The following is a 17,901-nucleotide window of genomic DNA, read 5'->3' as shown; positions in this document are numbered from 1 at the left end:
TTGTCATAATTCTTTTCTTATCTAAATAATATAGAGAAGTTAAGTGTTTTAGACGTGTTTTAATAATAGATTAAATATAATTTTAACTATTAAATTATAATTATTATAAAAAAGTATTGATTTTTAATTGAGACATGTTATTATTGATTCATAGCCAAACAAAATATGAGGTGATTCTTAAATGACTAATAACAGACTAACTACAAGCTGGGGTGCTCCAGTAGGGGACAACCAGAACTCAATTACAGCAGGAAATCGTGGCCCAACATTATTGCAAGATGTACACCTTTTAGAAAAGCTTGCACATTTTAACAGAGAACGTGTTCCTGAGCGTGTGGTTCATGCGAAAGGTGCAGGAGCACACGGGTTTTTTGAAGTAACAAATGATGTGACAAAATACACGAAAGCAAATCTCTTCTCTGAAGTAGGAAAACGTACACCATTATTTATTCGTTTTTCAACAGTTGCAGGTGAAAATGGTTCAGCAGATACAGTTCGCGACCCACGTGGATTTGCGGTTAAGTTTTATACGGAAGAAGGAAACTATGATATCGTAGGTAACAATACACCGGTATTCTTTATTCGTGATGCGATTAAATTCCCTGATTTCATTCATACGCAAAAACGTGATCCACAAACACACTTAAAAAACCCTAATGCCGTATGGGATTTCTGGTCATTGTCTCCAGAGTCTTTACATCAAGTAACAATTTTAATGTCTGATCGTGGAATTCCAGCGACATTACGACATATGCATGGATTTGGAAGTCATACATTTAAGTGGACAAATGCGGAAGGTGATGGAGTGTGGATTAAATATCACTTCAAAACAGAACAAGGAGTTAAAAACATATCTCCTGAAGTGGCAGCACAAATTGCTGGTGAAAATCCAGATTATCATACAGAAGACTTATTTAATGCAATTGAAAAAGGTGATTTCCCTGCATGGAAATTATATGTGCAGATTATGCCTTTGGAAGATGCGAATACTTATAAATGGGATCCATTCGATGTAACAAAAGTTTGGTCTCAAAAAGATTATCCATTAATTGAAGTTGGTCGTATGGTGTTGGATCGTAACCCGGAAAACTACTTTGCGGAAGTTGAGCAAGCAACATTCTCACCTGGTACATTAGTTCCTGGTATAGATGTATCACCAGATAAAATGCTTCAAGGACGACTTTTCGCATATCATGATGCACATCGTTACCGCGTAGGTGCGAACCACCAGGCACTTCCAATTAACCGTGCAAGAAATGAAGTGAAAAACTACCAACGTGATGGTCAAATGCGCTTTGATGATAATGGTGGAAAATCAGTATACTATGAGCCGAACAGCTTTGGAGGTCCAACTGAAACACCAGAAAATAAACAAGCGGCCTATCCGGTATCAGGAGTAGCTGAAAGTGTAGCATATGATCATAATGATCACTATACTCAAGCTGGTGACTTGTATCGTCTTATGACTGAAGAACAACGTGCACACTTAGTGAGTAACATTGTTGGCGCAATGAAACCAGTTGAACGAGACGAAATTAAATTACGTCAAATCGGTCACTTCTACAAAGCAGATCCAGAATACGGAACTCGTGTAGCTGAAGGTTTAGGCTTAGCTGTTCCAGCTGAAATAAAATAATGATTTAAACTAATTTTCAATTCTCAACTATTCTCAATTATTCTCATGTTAAAATGCATCCAACAATTGGATGCATTCTTTTTTTGACGTAAGATCTATAATGTCACAACATTAGCGAAAGCTTCACTATGTTCACGACGTTCTTTTCGGACATTTCTGCGCTGTTTTGCGGTATTAAAAAGCATGATTTCTTCATCTGATTCCGGAATGACTCTTGGAACTTGCTGGGGTTTGCCTTGGTCATTTAGTGCCACAAAAGTTATGAAAGAGGTAGCTGCAAGCTTTCGTTCTCCTGTTTTTAAATCTTCTGCAATGACTTTAACAAAAACCTCCATAGATGAACGGCCAACTGACGAGACATAGGATTTTAAACTAACAGAGTCACTTTGGCGGATAGGAATTAAGAAATCAACAGAATCTGTCGAGGCTGTTACAACCTCACATCTTGAATGCATGGCTGCTGAAATCGAGGCAACATCATCGATATAGCTCATTAATTTGCCGCCAAACAATGTATTATGGTTATTTGTATCTAATGGAAATACTCTACTGGTTTTAATAACAAGGGATTCTTTACATGTTTTTTCTTCAATGTTTGTCATCATGTTCTCTCCTGACGTAACTTGATTAGATCATATAAACATTATTGGCTCTTTTCTTAACATCGTCAATTTATTTGTTTTACATTCTAACATTGTCTTTTAAAACGCAAATACTCAAGAGAAAATGCATCTTGAGTATTTTTGTATTGTTTTTATTTATTTTTTCCACCATCCATCAAACATAGAGGCCGGTACTTCTCGCTTATGTTGTGAAATCAGGTAGCGTTTTTCGATTTTTTCAGCTACTTCGGAATCGACTTGTTTCCCTTCCAAGTAGTCATCTAATTGGTCATATGTAATACCAAGCTCTGTTTCGTCTGCTTGCAGGGGAGTGTTGTCCAATAGATCAGCAGTTGGTATTTTGAGATATAATCGTTCAGGCGCATCTAATTCTCGAAGCAGACGTTTACCTTGACGCTTTGTTAAGCCTGTTAGTGGTAATAAGTCTGCACCACCGTCACCATATTTTGTGAAAAATCCTGTAACCGCCTCTGCAGCATGGTCTGTACCAATAACTAACAAGCCTTCCTGTCCGCCAATCGCATATTGAGTAATCATTCTTGTTCGTGCTTTTACATTACCTTTGTTAAAGTCTGAGAGCGGTTCATCCATTGTTTTTTCGTAATCATTGGCAAATGCATCGACACTATTTGATATGTCAAAAGCAACACTTTTATCTGGATTAATAAAAGAAAGGGCTAATTGTGCATCATCTTCATCCTGTTGAACACCGTATGGAAGTCTTACAGCTGTGAAAGTTGCTTGATATCCTTCACTGCGTAATTCTTCAACTGCAATTTGAGCCAAACGACCTGCCAAAGTAGAGTCCTGGCCGCCACTAATGCCAAGAACAAAGCCTTTAGCACCAGTTGATTTCAAGTATTCTTTTAGAAACGTTACACGTGCTTTGATTTCTTCCTTTGGATTTATCGTTTCTTTTACATGTAGTTCACTCATAATTCTTTTTTGTAAACTCATTTTTACGCCTCCAATTGAAGTTATTTTAGAATTTCCTATTGTTTTTGATCATTTCGGATACTTTTTGTCTTACTTCTTCAATGTTTCTCATTTTGTTTTCCCAGCATTCCTGACTTAAGTCAACCGGGTATTCCTCGGGATGTAGGGCACGCTTATATTCATCCCATAATAACTCTAAGTTTGCCCTTGTGTAATTTTGCATATCCTGTAGGGTAGGGGAGTCATATACAAGTGATCCGTTCTCAAAAATAAGATGATGTAATTCTTTGGCTTCAAAGTTTGTAACGAATTTACTTACAAACGTATGAATAGGGTGGAACATCTTTAATTTCTCTTCACTTTCAGGATCTTCATGCTCTAAAGTAATATAGTCACCCTCAGATTTGTGGTTTAGCGTATTAATGATCCGATAAATCTTTTTTAAGCCTGGTGTTGATACTTTTTCAGGATTTCCACTAATTTTGATCGTATCGATCATTTCACCATTTTCATCTTCGATTGAAGCCAGCTTATAGACAGCACCGAGTGCAGGTTGATCAAAAGCAGTGATCAGTTTTGTTCCAATACCCCAAATGTCAATTTTGGCACCTTGTGATTTTAGGTTGATAATGGTAGATTCATCCAGATCATTTGAAGCAATGATTTTTGTATCATGGAAACCTGCTTGGTCGAGCATTTTTCTCGCTTCCTTAGATAAGTAAGCAAGATCTCCGCTATCTAGACGTATTCCTCTAAATTCAATCTTATCTCCTAATTCTTTTGCTACTTTAATTGCATTCGGAACACCAGATTTTAATGTATCATATGTATCTACAAGGAACACACATTCTTTGTGACGGCGTGCATACTTATGAAAAGCGACATATTCATCTTTGTATGCTTGAACAAAAGCATGAGCATGTGTACCTGAAACAGGGATATTAAACAGCTTTCCTGCTCTTACATTAGATGTTGCATGGAATCCGCCAATATATGCTGCTCTGGTTCCCCAAATAGCAGCATCTAATTCGTGTGCGCGGCGAGTACCGAATTCCATAACCGTATCATCACCAACGACTTGCTTGATTCTAGCTGCTTTTGTTGCAATGAGCGTCTGATAATTGACGATATTTAAAATGGCTGTTTCCACTAATTGTGCTTCGGCTAAAGGGGCTTCAATTCGGATAATAGGTTCATTTCCAAATACCATTTCCCCTTCTTGTACTGAATAAACATTTCCAGTAAATCGAAGGGTACTTAAGTAATGTAAAAAATCATCTTTATAACCTAATTCTTCACGTAAATACTCAATGTCACTAGTTGAGAATTGAAATTTCTCAAGATATTGGATGATTCTTTCAAGCCCTGCAAAAACTCCATAGCCATTTCCAAATGGCAGTTTTCGAAAAAACACTTCAAATACTGCCTTTCGATCATGGATGGAATCTTCCCAATACGATTCAGCCATATTAATTTGATAAAGGTCTGTATGAAGAGCTAGACTATCATCTTCGTAATGTGTGTTCATTTTATTCCTCCAAGTTCGTTCAATTTTTCACATAGATCGTAGTGGTCACTATTTAATGAATAATGGAGGGACCATCTGTTCATTAAATACGTATTTAAGCATGATGTTAAATCACTTTAGCATTTAAGCATGAAGAAAAATGTTGCAAAGCCCACTCATGACCTGCTTCATTAAAACTCGCAACAGCGTCTTTATATATGACAATGGAAAACCCTTTATTGTATGCATCCACAGCAGTATGTAAAACACATATGTCTGTGCAAACTCCAACGAGGTGCAGCTCTGTAATACCGCGTTCTTTTAATTTTATTTCTAAATTTGTTCCGGCGAAAGCACTATAACGTGTTTTATCCATCCATAGTACATTGCTTTTTTCTTGGTTGCTTTTGTATAGCTCTTGAAGCTCTCCATATAAATTTCTTCCTTTTGTATCACGGATATTATGTGGTGGAAATAATGCTGTCTCAGGATGGAAATGATCCTCTTTTTCATGAAGATCTATGGCAAAGACAACAAACTCATCTTTTTTAATAAATTCTTTTGTAATAGCTGAGATTTCCCTTTCGATATCTTGACCGGGCTTCCCACAGGTAAGTGCACCATCTTCTGCAACAAAATCATAGGTGTAATCAATGTTAATTAAAGCTTTTTTCAACATTCATACCTCCTTAATAGTATGAAAAACAATGTGTGGTGTAAATAAAAAGCATTGATAAATGAAGAATCTAGATAAAAATATATGGATAATATGTTTAATTTTACACGAACTCTTGATTTTATCAAATATGGAATAATATTCATTTCATGGAGTTGGTTAAGAAGATCAAAAAAGTAGAAAATATGGGCTGCCCTATTAATAATTGGGCAGCCCATTCATAATTTATACGTTACGGATTTGTTGACCAAAGTCCAGCAGATTTAATAAAGATTCTAGGATGAAGTTTAAGTTGAGCAACCATATACTCTGCAAGATCTTCCGGCTGCATCACTTTTTCCGGATTACCATCTGTAAGGTTTTCTTTATAAGCTAACTCAGTTGCGACAGTACTTGGAGTAAGAGCTGTTACGCGAATATTATGCTTGCGAACTTCCAAGGCAAGCGATTCGGTAAGTCCTAATAAACCGAATTTTGAAGCACTGTAAGCACTCGTCACAGGAGCTCCTTTTTGACCTGCGGTTGAAGAAATATTAATAATATCTCCGCCATTTTTGTCAATTAATTGAGGTAATACAGCACGGGTAACATAATAAACACCCAATAAATTAATATCGATTATCTTCTTCCATTCTTCTGGTTCAAGTTCAAGGAATTTCCCGAATTTCCCAATGCCGGCATTGTTGATAAGAATGTCGACTGGACCAAGAGAAGTTTTTAGTTTTTCAACAGCAGCATTTACTTCTTCGATAGAAGAAACATCTGCAGTAGCATAGGCCGTTTTCACTCCAAGAGCTTCAATTTCCTTCGCTACTTCCACTAAATCTTGTTCTGTTCGTGCTAATAACCCTACATTTACTCCTTCGTGAGCAAGGGCAATTGCAGTTGCACGTCCAATTCCTTTCCCTGCTCCAGTAACAAGAGCAACTTTACCTTTTAAAGATTGCGCCATTTTTTGTGGCCCCTTTCAATATGTAATTTGCGCTCTTATCTTACATATTGGTAAATCGAAAGTCAAAAGAAGTGCTTTAATGTAAAAAAATTGCGGATGGTTGAACGCCTCAAAATAGAAAATGGCTACTGCTATTTGATATGATGAGGAAGGAAGCTTATAAGAGGGATAAAATGAAAAGATTAAAGGAGGTTCTAATGAACAAAGAATCAATTTTAATTGTTGAAGATGAGGAGAAAATAGTAAGATTGCTTGAACTGGAGCTAGGCTATGAAGGGTATATAATTGAAAAAGCGATGGACGGAGTTACCGCATTGGAAGTTTATCGAAAAGGAAGCTTTGATTTAATTTTATTAGATGTGATGTTACCCGGATTAAGCGGAATCGAGCTTCTTCGCCGAATCCGGGTGAAAGATCCGTATACCCCTGTTATTTTGCTCACAGCGAAAGGATCTGTTGAAGATAAAGTTTCAGGCTTGGATTTAGGAGCAAATGATTATATTACAAAGCCTTTTCAAATGGAGGAACTACTTGCGAGAATTCGCGCTGTATTGCGAATGAGTTCCAGACCAGCTCAACAAAATGAACAAATGGATCTTGATGACTGGTTCATTGCCGGAGAATTAAAGGTGAATGAAAAAACACGTGAAGTGCTAAGAGGTGAACATGAAATAGAATTAACACCTAAGGAATTTGATTTACTTCTATTTCTCCTAAGAAACAAAAGGCAGGTTCTAAACCGTGAACAAATACTAGAAGCGGTTTGGGGATATGACTATTTTGGTGATACAAATGTTGTTGATGTTTATATCCGCTACATACGTAAGAAAATTGACTTTCCATTTGATTATCCATTGATACATACAGTACGTGGTGTTGGCTACGTCTTAAAGGAAGCAAAATGAAGCTTCGAAATAAAATAAACTTATATACAGCCTTTTTATTTATTTTGCTTATTCTTGTAATGAACACATCAATTTATATGGTGTTTAACAACATGATGATTGAAAAAGAGCTAGAACAAATAAAAGCGGAAACAGAGAAGATATCAAATGATGTTAGTGAAGGAATAAAGCAAGTAGATCCCAACCAATTGCTGCGCGCATATTTACCTGTTGATGGAATGATTCATGTATTGTCAGTTGAGGGTAAATCAGTTGCAAAGATTGCTTCACCTTCTGAAAAAACATTAGATAATATGCAAGAAACATATTTTGCAGGAGAAAAGAGCGAAATCATTACATTTGAGAATAAACAATATGCTTTCGCTTCAAGTCCAATTATTTGGACAGATGGAAGTATTGTCAATCTGCAAGTAACAAAAAGTATAACTACAACAAATGAGATTCTATCTGTTTTAAGAATTGTTTTAGTTGCAACTACTATTATTTCTGTTATTCCTGTTCTCTTATCAACACATTTCTTAAGTAATTTAATCACCCGACCGATCAAAACAATGACTGAAACCATGAAGGATATTCAGGAAAGTGGACAATTCAAACAAATACAACTTGTAGAAAAGTCGAAAGATGAGCTTGTAGAGATGGGAATTACCTTTAATAAAATGATCGATCTTTTGCAAACGAACTTTAAAAAGCAGGAGCAATTTGTATCAAATGCCTCTCATGAACTGAAAACACCTTTAACGATTATTGAAAGCTATGCAGATTTAATGAAGAGAAGAGGGAAACAACGTCCGGAAGTAATGGATGAGTCGATTGAGGCCATTCATTCTGAGGCTGTTAGAATGAGTGACATGATCGAACAGCTCCTTCTTTTGGCTAAACATGACGAAAAATGGAATATTGATAAAACAGAAGTAAATATGACAGAGCTAGTGAAGGAATCAGCTAAAATATTTCAAAATGCATATCACAGAACAGTGGAAGTAAGTAGCGATGAAGTGATTTATACAGTAACAGATACTCAAAAATTAAAGCAATTGCTTTTTATTTTTCTAGACAATGCGAAAAAGTATAGTGAAGAGAACATTTCTATTTATATTGAGAAAAACGGGGAGAGACCATTAATCCGAATAGCAGACAGAGGAATTGGTATTCCTGAAAATGATTTACCTAAAATCTTTGACCGTTTTTATCGGGTTGATAAAGCTCGAACTCGAAAGCAAGGAGGAAGTGGGTTAGGACTCTCTATGGCCAAGGAAATCGCAGAAGCTTTAAATATTCACATCCATGTCGAAAGTGTCGAAGGAATAGGGACAACTGTAACACTAACCTTTTAGAAAAATAACTCGAAAAGCATGTTCTTCCTTCTCAGCAAATTCTCATATTTCTATCTTATACTAAACCTTATAAAAATGGAGGTGAAATATGAATAGAAGGAAATGGTTGATGACTATAGGATGTATTGCCATTGTCGGAGTGGTTCTTCTAGCTACAGTTCAACTATGGGGTCAGGCATCAGAAGCTCAAGCTTTAACAGAAGGAGAAGCGAAAGAAAGGGCTTTAGATAAATATACGGGTGAAATTATTGAAACAACGAAAAAAGATAACGAGTATCATTTTGTCTTGAAAGCAGAAACAGGAACATATCTTATTGTCATTCATGCTACGAGTGGAGAGGTTGTTTCTATCACCCAACAAGAAAAAAATAGTGAACAAAAACCCAATATAAATAATGAAAATCCTTTAACTGAAGAAGAAGTGAAATCAAAAATTTCATCTCAGGGTACGATTAAATCAATTGAACTAATCCAATCTGCGTCATCTTCTTATTATCAGGCCATCGTGCAAAGAGAAAATGAAGAACACACACTAACCATCGATCCTTATACAGGAGATGTTACAAATTCAACGAAAACGTCTCAGAGACTTTTATCTGAAAAAGAAGCCATACATTTGGCTTTAGAAGAAGTGAATGGCGAAGTGGATGACGTTGATTTTATTGAAAGTAACGGTCAAGCACCTTACTATTTAATTGAAATTGAAACCGATGATGATCGAGAAGCAACTATTCAAATAGATGCCTATAAAAAACAGGCGATTACGGTTACTTGGGAAGAACAGGAAGATGATGAAGACGATTCTTAAGAAATCTAAGAGTTTTCTCATCAATTTTTAATCTTCCTTTCCGTTTCCTCTCATATTGGTTGGTTAAAGTTAAGTATGTAAGAAACATAACAATCAAGGAGGAATAAAGAAATGAAGAAATTGATGACAATCTCATTAGCAGCGGTAGTCGTATTAGGTGGTGCAGTGGCAATTAATCACAGCTACGCACAAGAAAATTATGAAACAATAGGGATCGATAAAGCAAAAGAGGCAGCCTTAAAGAAGGTTGATGGAGTGATTGAAAGTGTGGAACTGGAAAATCAGAACGGTCAGCCTGTCTATGAAGTTGAGATTGACAAAGATCAAAAGGATTATGAACTATACATTGATGCAACAACAGCTAAAATTCACAGAGTCGATGAAAAAGTCGATGACGACGATGATGTCAATTCAAATAACATATCAAATAAAACAATAATTACAGAAAAGGAAGCAATTGAAATAGCTAAAACAAAAATTGATGGCGAACTTCATGAAATTGAATTAGATGAAGATGATGGCAGATACGTATATGATATGGAGTTTAAAACTTCCTCAGGAGAAGCGGAAATAACGATTGATGCTGAAACAAAAGAGATTCTTGAGTTAGAACTTGATGATCAGGATGATTAATGTTAACGAGTAAAAGAACCTTGTTTTTGAAAGGTTCTTTTTTTGTACTATCAAAATGTATATAAATTTTATGGATGATCGTATAAGAAAAACGAAGACTTTCGTTATTAGGACTTGGCGACAGGCCAAGTTTTTCTAATTATTGTTCAGAATAAATACTTTCAAAAAATCAGTGAGTGTAAGATATAAAATTCACTGTATAAATATGAATAAAATACATCATTTCTTTTACAGATATTTGCTAATGAATGATAAATGTAGCAATCTATCTAAAAGCGAGATGAATGTAACCGTTTTCTATAAAAATATTATAAAAATACAGAAAATTTAATAGAAAAACACTTGTCAAATTTACAATCTTTAAATATAATAAACTCATGTTATAAAAAACGACATAGAAATGAGAGGTTATCTAACATGAGTGAAGCGGTTATTTCAAAAGGGAAAAATGATACGGAAATTCTTGCACAAATTAAAGAAATTATCAGCTCTAAAAGTGTAGAGCTTATCCATCTACAATTTGTAGATATAGAGGGTATTTTAAAAAGCGTGACTGTTACTGTAGAGCAATTCGATGATGTTGTTGCAGGGAAACAAATGTTTGACGGTTCTTCTGTAAAAGGTTTCTCTCCAATTAACAAGTCAGATCTATACTTACAACCTGATCTTACAACATTTGCAGTATTACCTTGGTCTGTTGAAGAAGGATATTCTGAAGCGCGTTTCCTTTGTTCAGCTGTGAACCCTGATGGAACACTTTTCGAGGGTGATACTCGTAATGTTTTAAAAAAGACAGTAGAGCGTGCAGCTGATAAAGGTTATACAATCTCGGTTGGTCCGGAATTAGAGTTCTTCCTATTTAAAACAGATGCAGACGGTAACCCGACTCAACAATTAGATGATAATGGCGGTTATTTTGAGCCATCACCAAAAGATTTAGGTGAGCGTGTACGATTAGAAATTTACCGTGCATTAAAAGCAATGGGCTTCACAATCGAAGCTTCTCACCATGAAGTTGCTGAAGGTCAACACGAAATTAACTTTAAATATGCTGACGCTTTAGGTGCAGCAGATTTATCTACTACTTATAAATGGGTTGTTAAAACAATTGCCCAAAAATTCGGCTTACATGCTACATTTATGCCAAAACCAGTTTTCGGAATTAACGGTTCTGGAATGCACGTAAATATGTCTTTCTTCAAAGATGGAGAAAATGCATTCTATAATGAAGCAGATGAGTTACAATTATCAGATGAAGCATATTCATTCATCGCAGGTTTAGTAGACAATGCGAAAAACATTGTTGCTGTAACAAATCCATTAGTAAACTCTTATAAGCGTTTAGTTCCCGGATATGAAGCACCTTGCTATATCGCATGGTCTGCATCAAACCGTTCAGCACTAATTCGTATCCCGGCTAAAAAAGGTATGGCAACTCGTGTTGAGCTTCGTTGTCCAGATCCATCTGCAAATCCGTACCTAACATTTGCGATTATCGCATCTGCTGGTCTTGAAGGAATTGAAAAAGGCTTAAAAGCTCCAGCCTCTATTAATGAAGATATCTTCCACATGACAGAAGAGCGTCGCGAAGAACTTGGAATTGAGAATCTTCCAGGTAGCCTTGAAAAATCAATTGCTGAATTCCAAAATGGCGAAATTGGCCGTAAAACATTAGGTGAGCACGTATATGGCGAATACGTATCTGCTAAAAAAGCAGAATGGGATAGCTATCGTACAGCCGTGCATTCATGGGAAATTGATAACTATCAATCTAAATTCTAATTTTAAATTTTCAAAAACAGGTGAATCTTTTCACCTGTTTTTTTATATAATCGTTAATATTATATTTTCAATATCATAACTTTTCCTATTGGAAAATTGAAAAAGTTGACATATACTTAGGTTAATGGTTAAACAAAGAGGCGCATTACGAATAAACGGGATAATGATTTGTATGATCAAAAATGTAAGCGTTAAACATTACATAATATGTACTTTGATTTTTAAAAGGAGTGGAGAAAATGTTACCAATATATGAAGATTTAAAAGGTAAAGTTGCAGTTATTACAGGTGGCGGAGGAGTTCTTTGCGGTCGTATGGCTATTGAATTAGCTCGACAAGGAATGAAGGTCGCTATTTTAAATCGTACATATGAAAAAGGTTTGGTAGTTGTGAATGAAATTATTGAAGCCGGTGGAGATGCACTAGCTATCGAGTGTGACGTCCTTAATATAGAAAGTGTAAAAAAAGCAGAGCAAAAAATCTTTGAGGTATACGGTGACTACCATGTATTAATAAATGGAGCCGGGGGGAACCATCCGAAGGGGGTAACAACGAAGGAAATCTTTGAGATGTCAGATTTAGAAAATAAAGACATTACGACTTTCTTTGACCTTACGACAGAGGGTTTTCAGTCTGTTTTTAACCTGAATATTATCGGCACATTAATTCCGACTCAAGTATTTACAAAGAGAATGATTGAAACAAAAGGAACGATCATTAATATTTCATCAATGAGTGCACCAAGCCCTATGACAAAGGTACCTGCATATAGTGCAGCAAAATCCGGAATTGAGAACTTCACAAAGTGGCTTGCGGTCCATATGGCAGAGACAGGTATTCGTGTAAATGCAATTGCACCGGGATTTTTCTTAACAAAACAAAATGAAAAATTATTAAAAAACGAGGATGGCAGCTATACTGACCGAACGAAAAAAATACTAGCACACACGCCTATGAGAAGATTGGGAGATCCAAAAGACTTATTAGGTACATTATTATGGTTAATCGATGAGAACTCAAGTAGTTTTGTTACAGGAATAAGTGTACCGGTTGATGGTGGATTTATGGCTTATTCAGGGGTCTAACGTAAGTGTTATTCTATGATTTTAGCAAAAATTCCTAATATGTATTGTAGATAATTGACGAGGATTGAAAAAAATAAAAAAACTTAGTTTATTCAATAGACAAACTAATTTGGAGATGGTACTATATTGGTGTAAGGAACAAAAGTAAAACTTATATTAAAAGACAACCAAAAAGATAATTGTTGTATGTTAATGCTCTAGTATTGAAAGCGTTAACAGTAGTTTGGGAGTTTTTAAGTTTAGTTAATCGGGAGGCAAAAAAACATGGCTTATTTTGAAAACGTTAACCAAATTAAATATGAAGGACCTGGTTCTGCAAACCCTCTAGCTTTTAAATACTATAATCCTGAGGAAGTCATTAACGGAAAGAAAATGGAGGATTTACTCCGCTTTTCAGTTGCATACTGGCATACATTTACTGCTGACGGTTCCGATCCGTTCGGTGTAGGAACAGCTATTCGCCCATGGAATCACTTGCAAGGTTTAGATTTAGCAAAAGCACGTGTTGAAGCTGCATTTGAATTTTTCGAAAAGCTAAATGTACCATTCTTCTGTTTCCATGATGTGGATATTGCACCAGAAGGAGCAACATTAGCAGAAACAAATAAAAATCAAGATGTTATTGTTGCGATGATTAAAGAATATATGAAAACAAGCAAAACAAAGTTACTCTGGAATACAGCGAACATGTTTACAAACCCACGTTATGTTCATGGTGCTGCTACTTCTAATAATGCTGATGTTTACGCTTACTCAGCGGCAAAGGTAAAAAAAGCGCTTGAAGTTGGTAAAGAGCTAGGTGCTGAAAACTATGTATTCTGGGGTGGTCGTGAAGGTTATGAAACACTTCTTAATACAAACATGGGATTAGAATTAGATAATCTTGCACGGTTCTTCCATATGGCAGTTGACTATGCTAAAGAAATCGGTTTTGATGCACCATTCCTAATTGAACCAAAACCAAAAGAACCTACTAAACACCAATATGATTTTGATGTTGCGACTGGGTTAGCTTTCTTGCAAAAATATGATCTTACAGACCATTTTAAATTTAATATTGAAGCAAACCATGCTACACTTGCAGGTCATACATTTGAACACGAATTACGTGTTGCACGCGAAAACAATATGCTTGGATCTGTTGATGCAAACCAAGGTGATACTCTACTTGGCTGGGATACGGATGAATTCCCGACAGATTTATATTCTACAACATTAGCAATGTATGAGATTCTTAAAAATGATGGATTAGGAAAAGGTGGATTAAACTTCGATGCAAAAGTAAGAAGGGGTTCATTTGAAGCTGAAGATCTTTTCCATGCACATATTGCCGGAATGGATACATTTGCAATCGGTACAAAAGTTGCGAACAAATTAATCCAAGATAAAGTTCTTGATAGCTTCATTGAAGAAAGATATAGCAGCTATACACAAGGGATTGGACTAGAGATTGTTGAAGGAAAAACAAACCTTCGCAAGCTTGAAGAATATGCTCTACAATTAACAGAAATTAAAAATGCTTCAGGTAGACAAGAGCGTTTAAAAGCAACGGTAAACCAATATATTATTGAAACATTGGCAAATGTAACGGTTTAAATTCTTTTTATAAAAAGGAGGATGACTCTGCCTATAGAGTCATCCTCAATTAAAAGGAAAGGGGTAATTCTTTGAATAATTCCACTAATATCCAAATCAAAGAACAAACTTTGGAAGCAGCGTATCATTGTTGGCTGCAATATAATAAGCTTGACAGTTCAATAACAGAACATTATCAGACATATTGCGAAACTCTCATCTTTTTAGATCATTCACAAATCATTCAGGCAGCTAAAGAAGAGCTGGTACAAGGTATTACTTCTATGATACACCCTCCATCAGTACATGCAGTCCCACTAGAAAAACCATCAATTGTTTTAGCAACTTATGAAAATAACCATTTAAAAGATTATGGTATTAATACAACAGTTTTAGATCATTTACAAGAAGACAGCTACATGATTCAAACGATTACATACAAAAACCATCATTCAATTGCGATAATCGGAAAACAGGATAAAGGTGTGTTATATGGAGCATTTCACCTCTTAAGACTTATGCAAATGCGAGAAAACCTTAACGAATTAGCCATTATAGAAAATCCGTCTAATCAAATTCGAATGATTAATCATTGGGATAATATGGACGGTAGTATTGAGCGGGGATATTCTGGAGATTCCATTTTCTATAAGGACTATGAATTTACACATGATAGAAATAGAACCAAGGACTATGCTAGATTGTTATCTTCAGTCGGAATTAACAGTTTATCCATTAATAATGTAAACGTGCATAAAGTGGAGACTAATCTTATAACAAAAGAAATGCTGCCAAGTGTTGCAGAAATTGCGGATATTATGAGATGTTATGGCATTACAACATATTTAAGTGTTAATTATGCGAGTACAATGGAAATTGGTAATCTTCCAACAGCAGATCCTTTGGATAAAGATGTACAGCAATGGTGGGTCGAGAAAACAAAAGAAATTTATCAACATATACCTGATTTTGGCGGGTTTATTGTGAAAGCGGATTCAGAACATCGTCCCGGTCCTTTTACATATAATCGTACACATGCAGATGGGGCAAATATGCTGGCTAAAGCACTTGAGCCATTTGGCGGTCTTGTTTTCTGGAGATGTTTTGTTTACAACTGTCTTCAAGATTGGCGTGATCGAAAAACAGATCGTGCAAGAGCGGCATATGATCATTTTAAACCATTAGACGGAGAGTTTATGGATAATGTTATTCTTCAGATTAAAAATGGTCCAATGGATTTCCAAGTTAGAGAACCTGTTTCCCCATTATTTGGTGCCTTGCAAAACACAAACCATGTCCTTGAATTTCAAGTGGCACAAGAATATACAGGACAACAAAAAGATTTATGCTTCCTTGTTCCACAATGGAAGGAAGTTTTGGACTTTGACACGTATGCAAAGGGAGAAGGAACCACAATCAAATCGATTGTAGATGGATCACAGTTTGACCTAACATATAGTGGTATCACAGCTGTTTCTAATATAGGAAATGATATGAACTGGACAGGAAATACACTTGCTCAAGCAAACTTTTTTGGCTATGGCCGTTTAATTTGGAATACCGAATTAACATCTGAGGAAATTGCGAATGAGTGGGTTCGTATTACATTTGGCCATGATGAAGAAGTTGTTTCAACTATTACGAATATGCTCCTTCATTCTTGGGAGATTTATGAGAATTATACGGCACCGCTTGGGGTTGGCTGGATGATTAATCCAGGTCATCACTATGGACCAAATATTGAAGGGTATGAATACTCATTGTGGGGAACGTATCATTTTTCAGATTGCTTTGGAACAGGAGTAAATCGAACGATAAAAGATGGAACTGGGTATACTTCACAATATTATCCTGAAAATTCCAGTCTGTATGATTCAATTGAAACATGTCCGGATAATTTATTATTATTTTTCCATCATGTTCCTTATCGTCATCAATTAAAATCGGGTAAGACAGTTATTCAACATATTTACGATACACACTTCTTAGGTGTTGAACAGGTTCAAGATATGATGCAAAAGTGGAAGCAGCTTGAACAGAAAATAGATTCCTACCGCTATAAAAATGTTTTAGATCGATTTAACATGCAATTAGAAAATGCAATTGAGTGGAGAGATCGTATCAATACGTATTTCTTTAGACATTCCGGTATCCAGGATGACCAGAATCGCCTCATTTACTAATATTTTGAAATGACATAACATTTTTTATAATTTCACTACCATACTAGTATTACTAGGATATTATTAATCTTCTACTAGGAAAGGAAATGGTCCCTTGATTAATATCGCCATTATCGGTGCCGGTGGAATAGCTTCTGCCCATGTTAAAGCGTATTCTACTTTATCGGAAAAATGTAAAATCGTTGCATTAGCAGATATCTACCCTGAAAAAGCGAGGACACTTGCTGAAAGCTTTTCTTTAAATTGTAAAATTGTTAGCGATTACAGTGAACTATTGGACGATCCTACAATTGATGCTGTTTCAATATGTACACCACCTTTTACTCATAGAAATCTAGCTGTTGACTTTCTTCGAGCGGGTAAACATGTTTTGGTTGAAAAACCAATGGCCTCCTCATTAAAAGAATGTGACGAAATGATTATGGCAGCTAAGGAAAGCAGTAAACTACTATCTGTTGTTGCTCAAAATCGTTTTATGAATCCTATTATGAATTTAAGTCATGTACTGAACCAGAAATTAATTGGGAAAATAGCTCATGCACAAATCGATTCCTATTGGTGGAGAGGTCATAGTTACTATGATTTATGGTGGAGAGGCACTTGGGAAAAAGAAGGTGGAGGCTGCACGTTAAATCATGCTGTTCATCATATTGATATGTTGCAATGGATGATGGGAATGCCGAAAGAAATCGTAGCTATTACTTCAAATACATTACATGATAATGCAGAGGTTGAAGATCTGTCAGTTGCCATTTTACAGTATGAAGATGGAGGATTAGCACAAGTGACGAGTTCTGTTGTCCATCATGGTGAAGAACAGCAGCTTATTTTTCAAGGGGAAAAAGCAAGAGTTTCTGTTCCATGGAAGGTAAAAGCGCAGAAGGCTCGAGCGAATGGATTTCCATACGAAGAAAGTGATACTGACATCGAAACGAAGATTCAACAATTTTGGGATGAATGTCCATTACTTGAATATGAAGGCCACACTGGACAAATTAATCAGTTCTTAGAAGCCATCAATGGCCAAGAGTGTTTACTTGTTGATGGTATTCAAGGACGTAATACATTAGAGCTCATTACAGCCATTTACAAGTCTGCAAATGAAGGTGTTCGCGTAACATTACCTCTATCAGTAGATGATCCTTATTATACACGTGAAGGAATACTTGCACATGTTAAGCACTTTTATGAGAAAACAACGAGCATTGAAAATTTCTCTGATACAAAAATTACAACAGGTGGCAAATACGAGTAAATAATGCG

The 17,901-nt window shown here is 35.8% G+C and carries 15 protein-coding genes; 10 read left to right on the top strand and 5 right to left on the bottom strand.

Annotated features, from left to right (window positions below; translation table 11 throughout):
* Nucleotides 1–181: 181 nt before the first annotated feature.
* The gene (katA, locus tag AC0L8O_RS11780; protein WP_026561682.1) at nt 182–1,636 is read left to right on the top strand and encodes a catalase KatA; all 1,455 of its coding nucleotides are present in this window, start codon (nt 182–184) and stop codon (nt 1,634–1,636) included.
* A gap of 95 nt (nt 1,637–1,731) precedes the next feature.
* On the opposite strand, the gene AC0L8O_RS11775 is transcribed toward katA, so the two are convergent.
* From AC0L8O_RS11775 to AC0L8O_RS11755, 5 genes are all read right to left on the bottom strand, one after another.
* The gene (locus AC0L8O_RS11775) at nt 1,732–2,241 is read right to left on the bottom strand and encodes an acyl-CoA thioesterase (protein ID WP_034332864.1); all 510 of its coding nucleotides are present in this window, start codon (nt 2,239–2,241) and stop codon (nt 1,732–1,734) included.
* 153 nt (nt 2,242–2,394) lie between these two features.
* Nucleotides 2,395–3,216: an ammonia-dependent NAD(+) synthetase gene (nadE, locus tag AC0L8O_RS11770; protein ID WP_026561680.1), complete on the bottom strand. Its 822-nt coding sequence runs from the start codon at nt 3,214–3,216 to the stop codon at nt 2,395–2,397.
* A gap of 25 nt (nt 3,217–3,241) precedes the next feature.
* Nucleotides 3,242–4,723, bottom strand: coding sequence for a nicotinate phosphoribosyltransferase (locus AC0L8O_RS11765; protein ID WP_026561679.1), 1,482 nt, complete (start codon nt 4,721–4,723; stop codon nt 3,242–3,244).
* Nucleotides 4,724–4,829: 106 nt separating this feature from the next.
* Nucleotides 4,830–5,378 carry a cysteine hydrolase family protein gene (locus AC0L8O_RS11760; protein ID WP_026561678.1) on the bottom strand — a complete coding sequence of 183 codons (549 nt, stop codon included), beginning with the start codon at nt 5,376–5,378 and terminating at the stop codon, nt 4,830–4,832.
* Between the two features lie 232 nt (nt 5,379–5,610).
* Nucleotides 5,611–6,330 carry a 3-ketoacyl-ACP reductase gene (locus AC0L8O_RS11755; RefSeq protein WP_026561677.1) on the bottom strand — a complete coding sequence of 240 codons (720 nt, stop codon included), beginning with the start codon at nt 6,328–6,330 and terminating at the stop codon, nt 5,611–5,613.
* 197 nt (nt 6,331–6,527) lie between these two features.
* Here AC0L8O_RS11755 and AC0L8O_RS11750 point away from each other — a divergent pair, with 197 nt between their 5' ends.
* The 9 genes from AC0L8O_RS11750 (at nt 6,528) to AC0L8O_RS11710 (ending at nt 17,893) form a co-directional block, all read left to right on the top strand.
* On the top strand, nt 6,528–7,235 hold the full coding sequence (locus tag AC0L8O_RS11750) for a response regulator transcription factor (protein ID WP_026561676.1): 708 nt from the start codon (nt 6,528–6,530) through the stop codon (nt 7,233–7,235).
* A complete protein-coding gene (locus tag AC0L8O_RS11745) occupies nt 7,232–8,572 on the top strand; it encodes a sensor histidine kinase (protein WP_026561675.1) in 1,341 nt (446 codons plus the stop codon). Before AC0L8O_RS11750 ends, AC0L8O_RS11745 begins: the two co-directional genes overlap by 4 nt.
* 88 nt (nt 8,573–8,660) lie before the next feature.
* Nucleotides 8,661–9,380: a PepSY domain-containing protein gene (locus tag AC0L8O_RS11740; RefSeq protein WP_026561674.1), complete on the top strand. Its 720-nt coding sequence runs from the start codon at nt 8,661–8,663 to the stop codon at nt 9,378–9,380.
* A gap of 111 nt (nt 9,381–9,491) precedes the next feature.
* Nucleotides 9,492–10,013, top strand: coding sequence for a PepSY domain-containing protein (locus tag AC0L8O_RS11735; protein WP_026561673.1), 522 nt, complete (start codon nt 9,492–9,494; stop codon nt 10,011–10,013).
* Between the two features lie 417 nt (nt 10,014–10,430).
* A complete protein-coding gene (glnA, locus tag AC0L8O_RS11730) occupies nt 10,431–11,795 on the top strand; it encodes a type I glutamate--ammonia ligase (RefSeq protein ID WP_026561672.1) in 1,365 nt (454 codons plus the stop codon).
* 239 nt (nt 11,796–12,034) lie between these two features.
* Nucleotides 12,035–12,880, top strand: coding sequence for an SDR family oxidoreductase (locus AC0L8O_RS11725; RefSeq protein ID WP_026561671.1), 846 nt, complete (start codon nt 12,035–12,037; stop codon nt 12,878–12,880).
* Nucleotides 12,881–13,144: 264 nt separating this feature from the next.
* On the top strand, nt 13,145–14,476 hold the full coding sequence (xylA, locus tag AC0L8O_RS11720) for a xylose isomerase (protein ID WP_026561670.1): 1,332 nt from the start codon (nt 13,145–13,147) through the stop codon (nt 14,474–14,476).
* A gap of 110 nt (nt 14,477–14,586) precedes the next feature.
* Nucleotides 14,587–16,638: an alpha-glucuronidase family glycosyl hydrolase gene (locus tag AC0L8O_RS11715; protein WP_026561669.1), complete on the top strand. Its 2,052-nt coding sequence runs from the start codon at nt 14,587–14,589 to the stop codon at nt 16,636–16,638.
* Nucleotides 16,639–16,732: 94 nt separating this feature from the next.
* The gene (locus tag AC0L8O_RS11710; protein ID WP_026561668.1) at nt 16,733–17,893 is read left to right on the top strand and encodes a Gfo/Idh/MocA family protein; all 1,161 of its coding nucleotides are present in this window, start codon (nt 16,733–16,735) and stop codon (nt 17,891–17,893) included.
* Nucleotides 17,894–17,901: the final 8 nt, after the last annotated feature.

This window comes from Metabacillus sp. KJ11-3, from assembly GCF_055808295.1.
The sequence above is the reverse complement of the archived record's forward strand: the minus strand, read 5'-3'. Positions and strand labels throughout refer to the sequence as shown.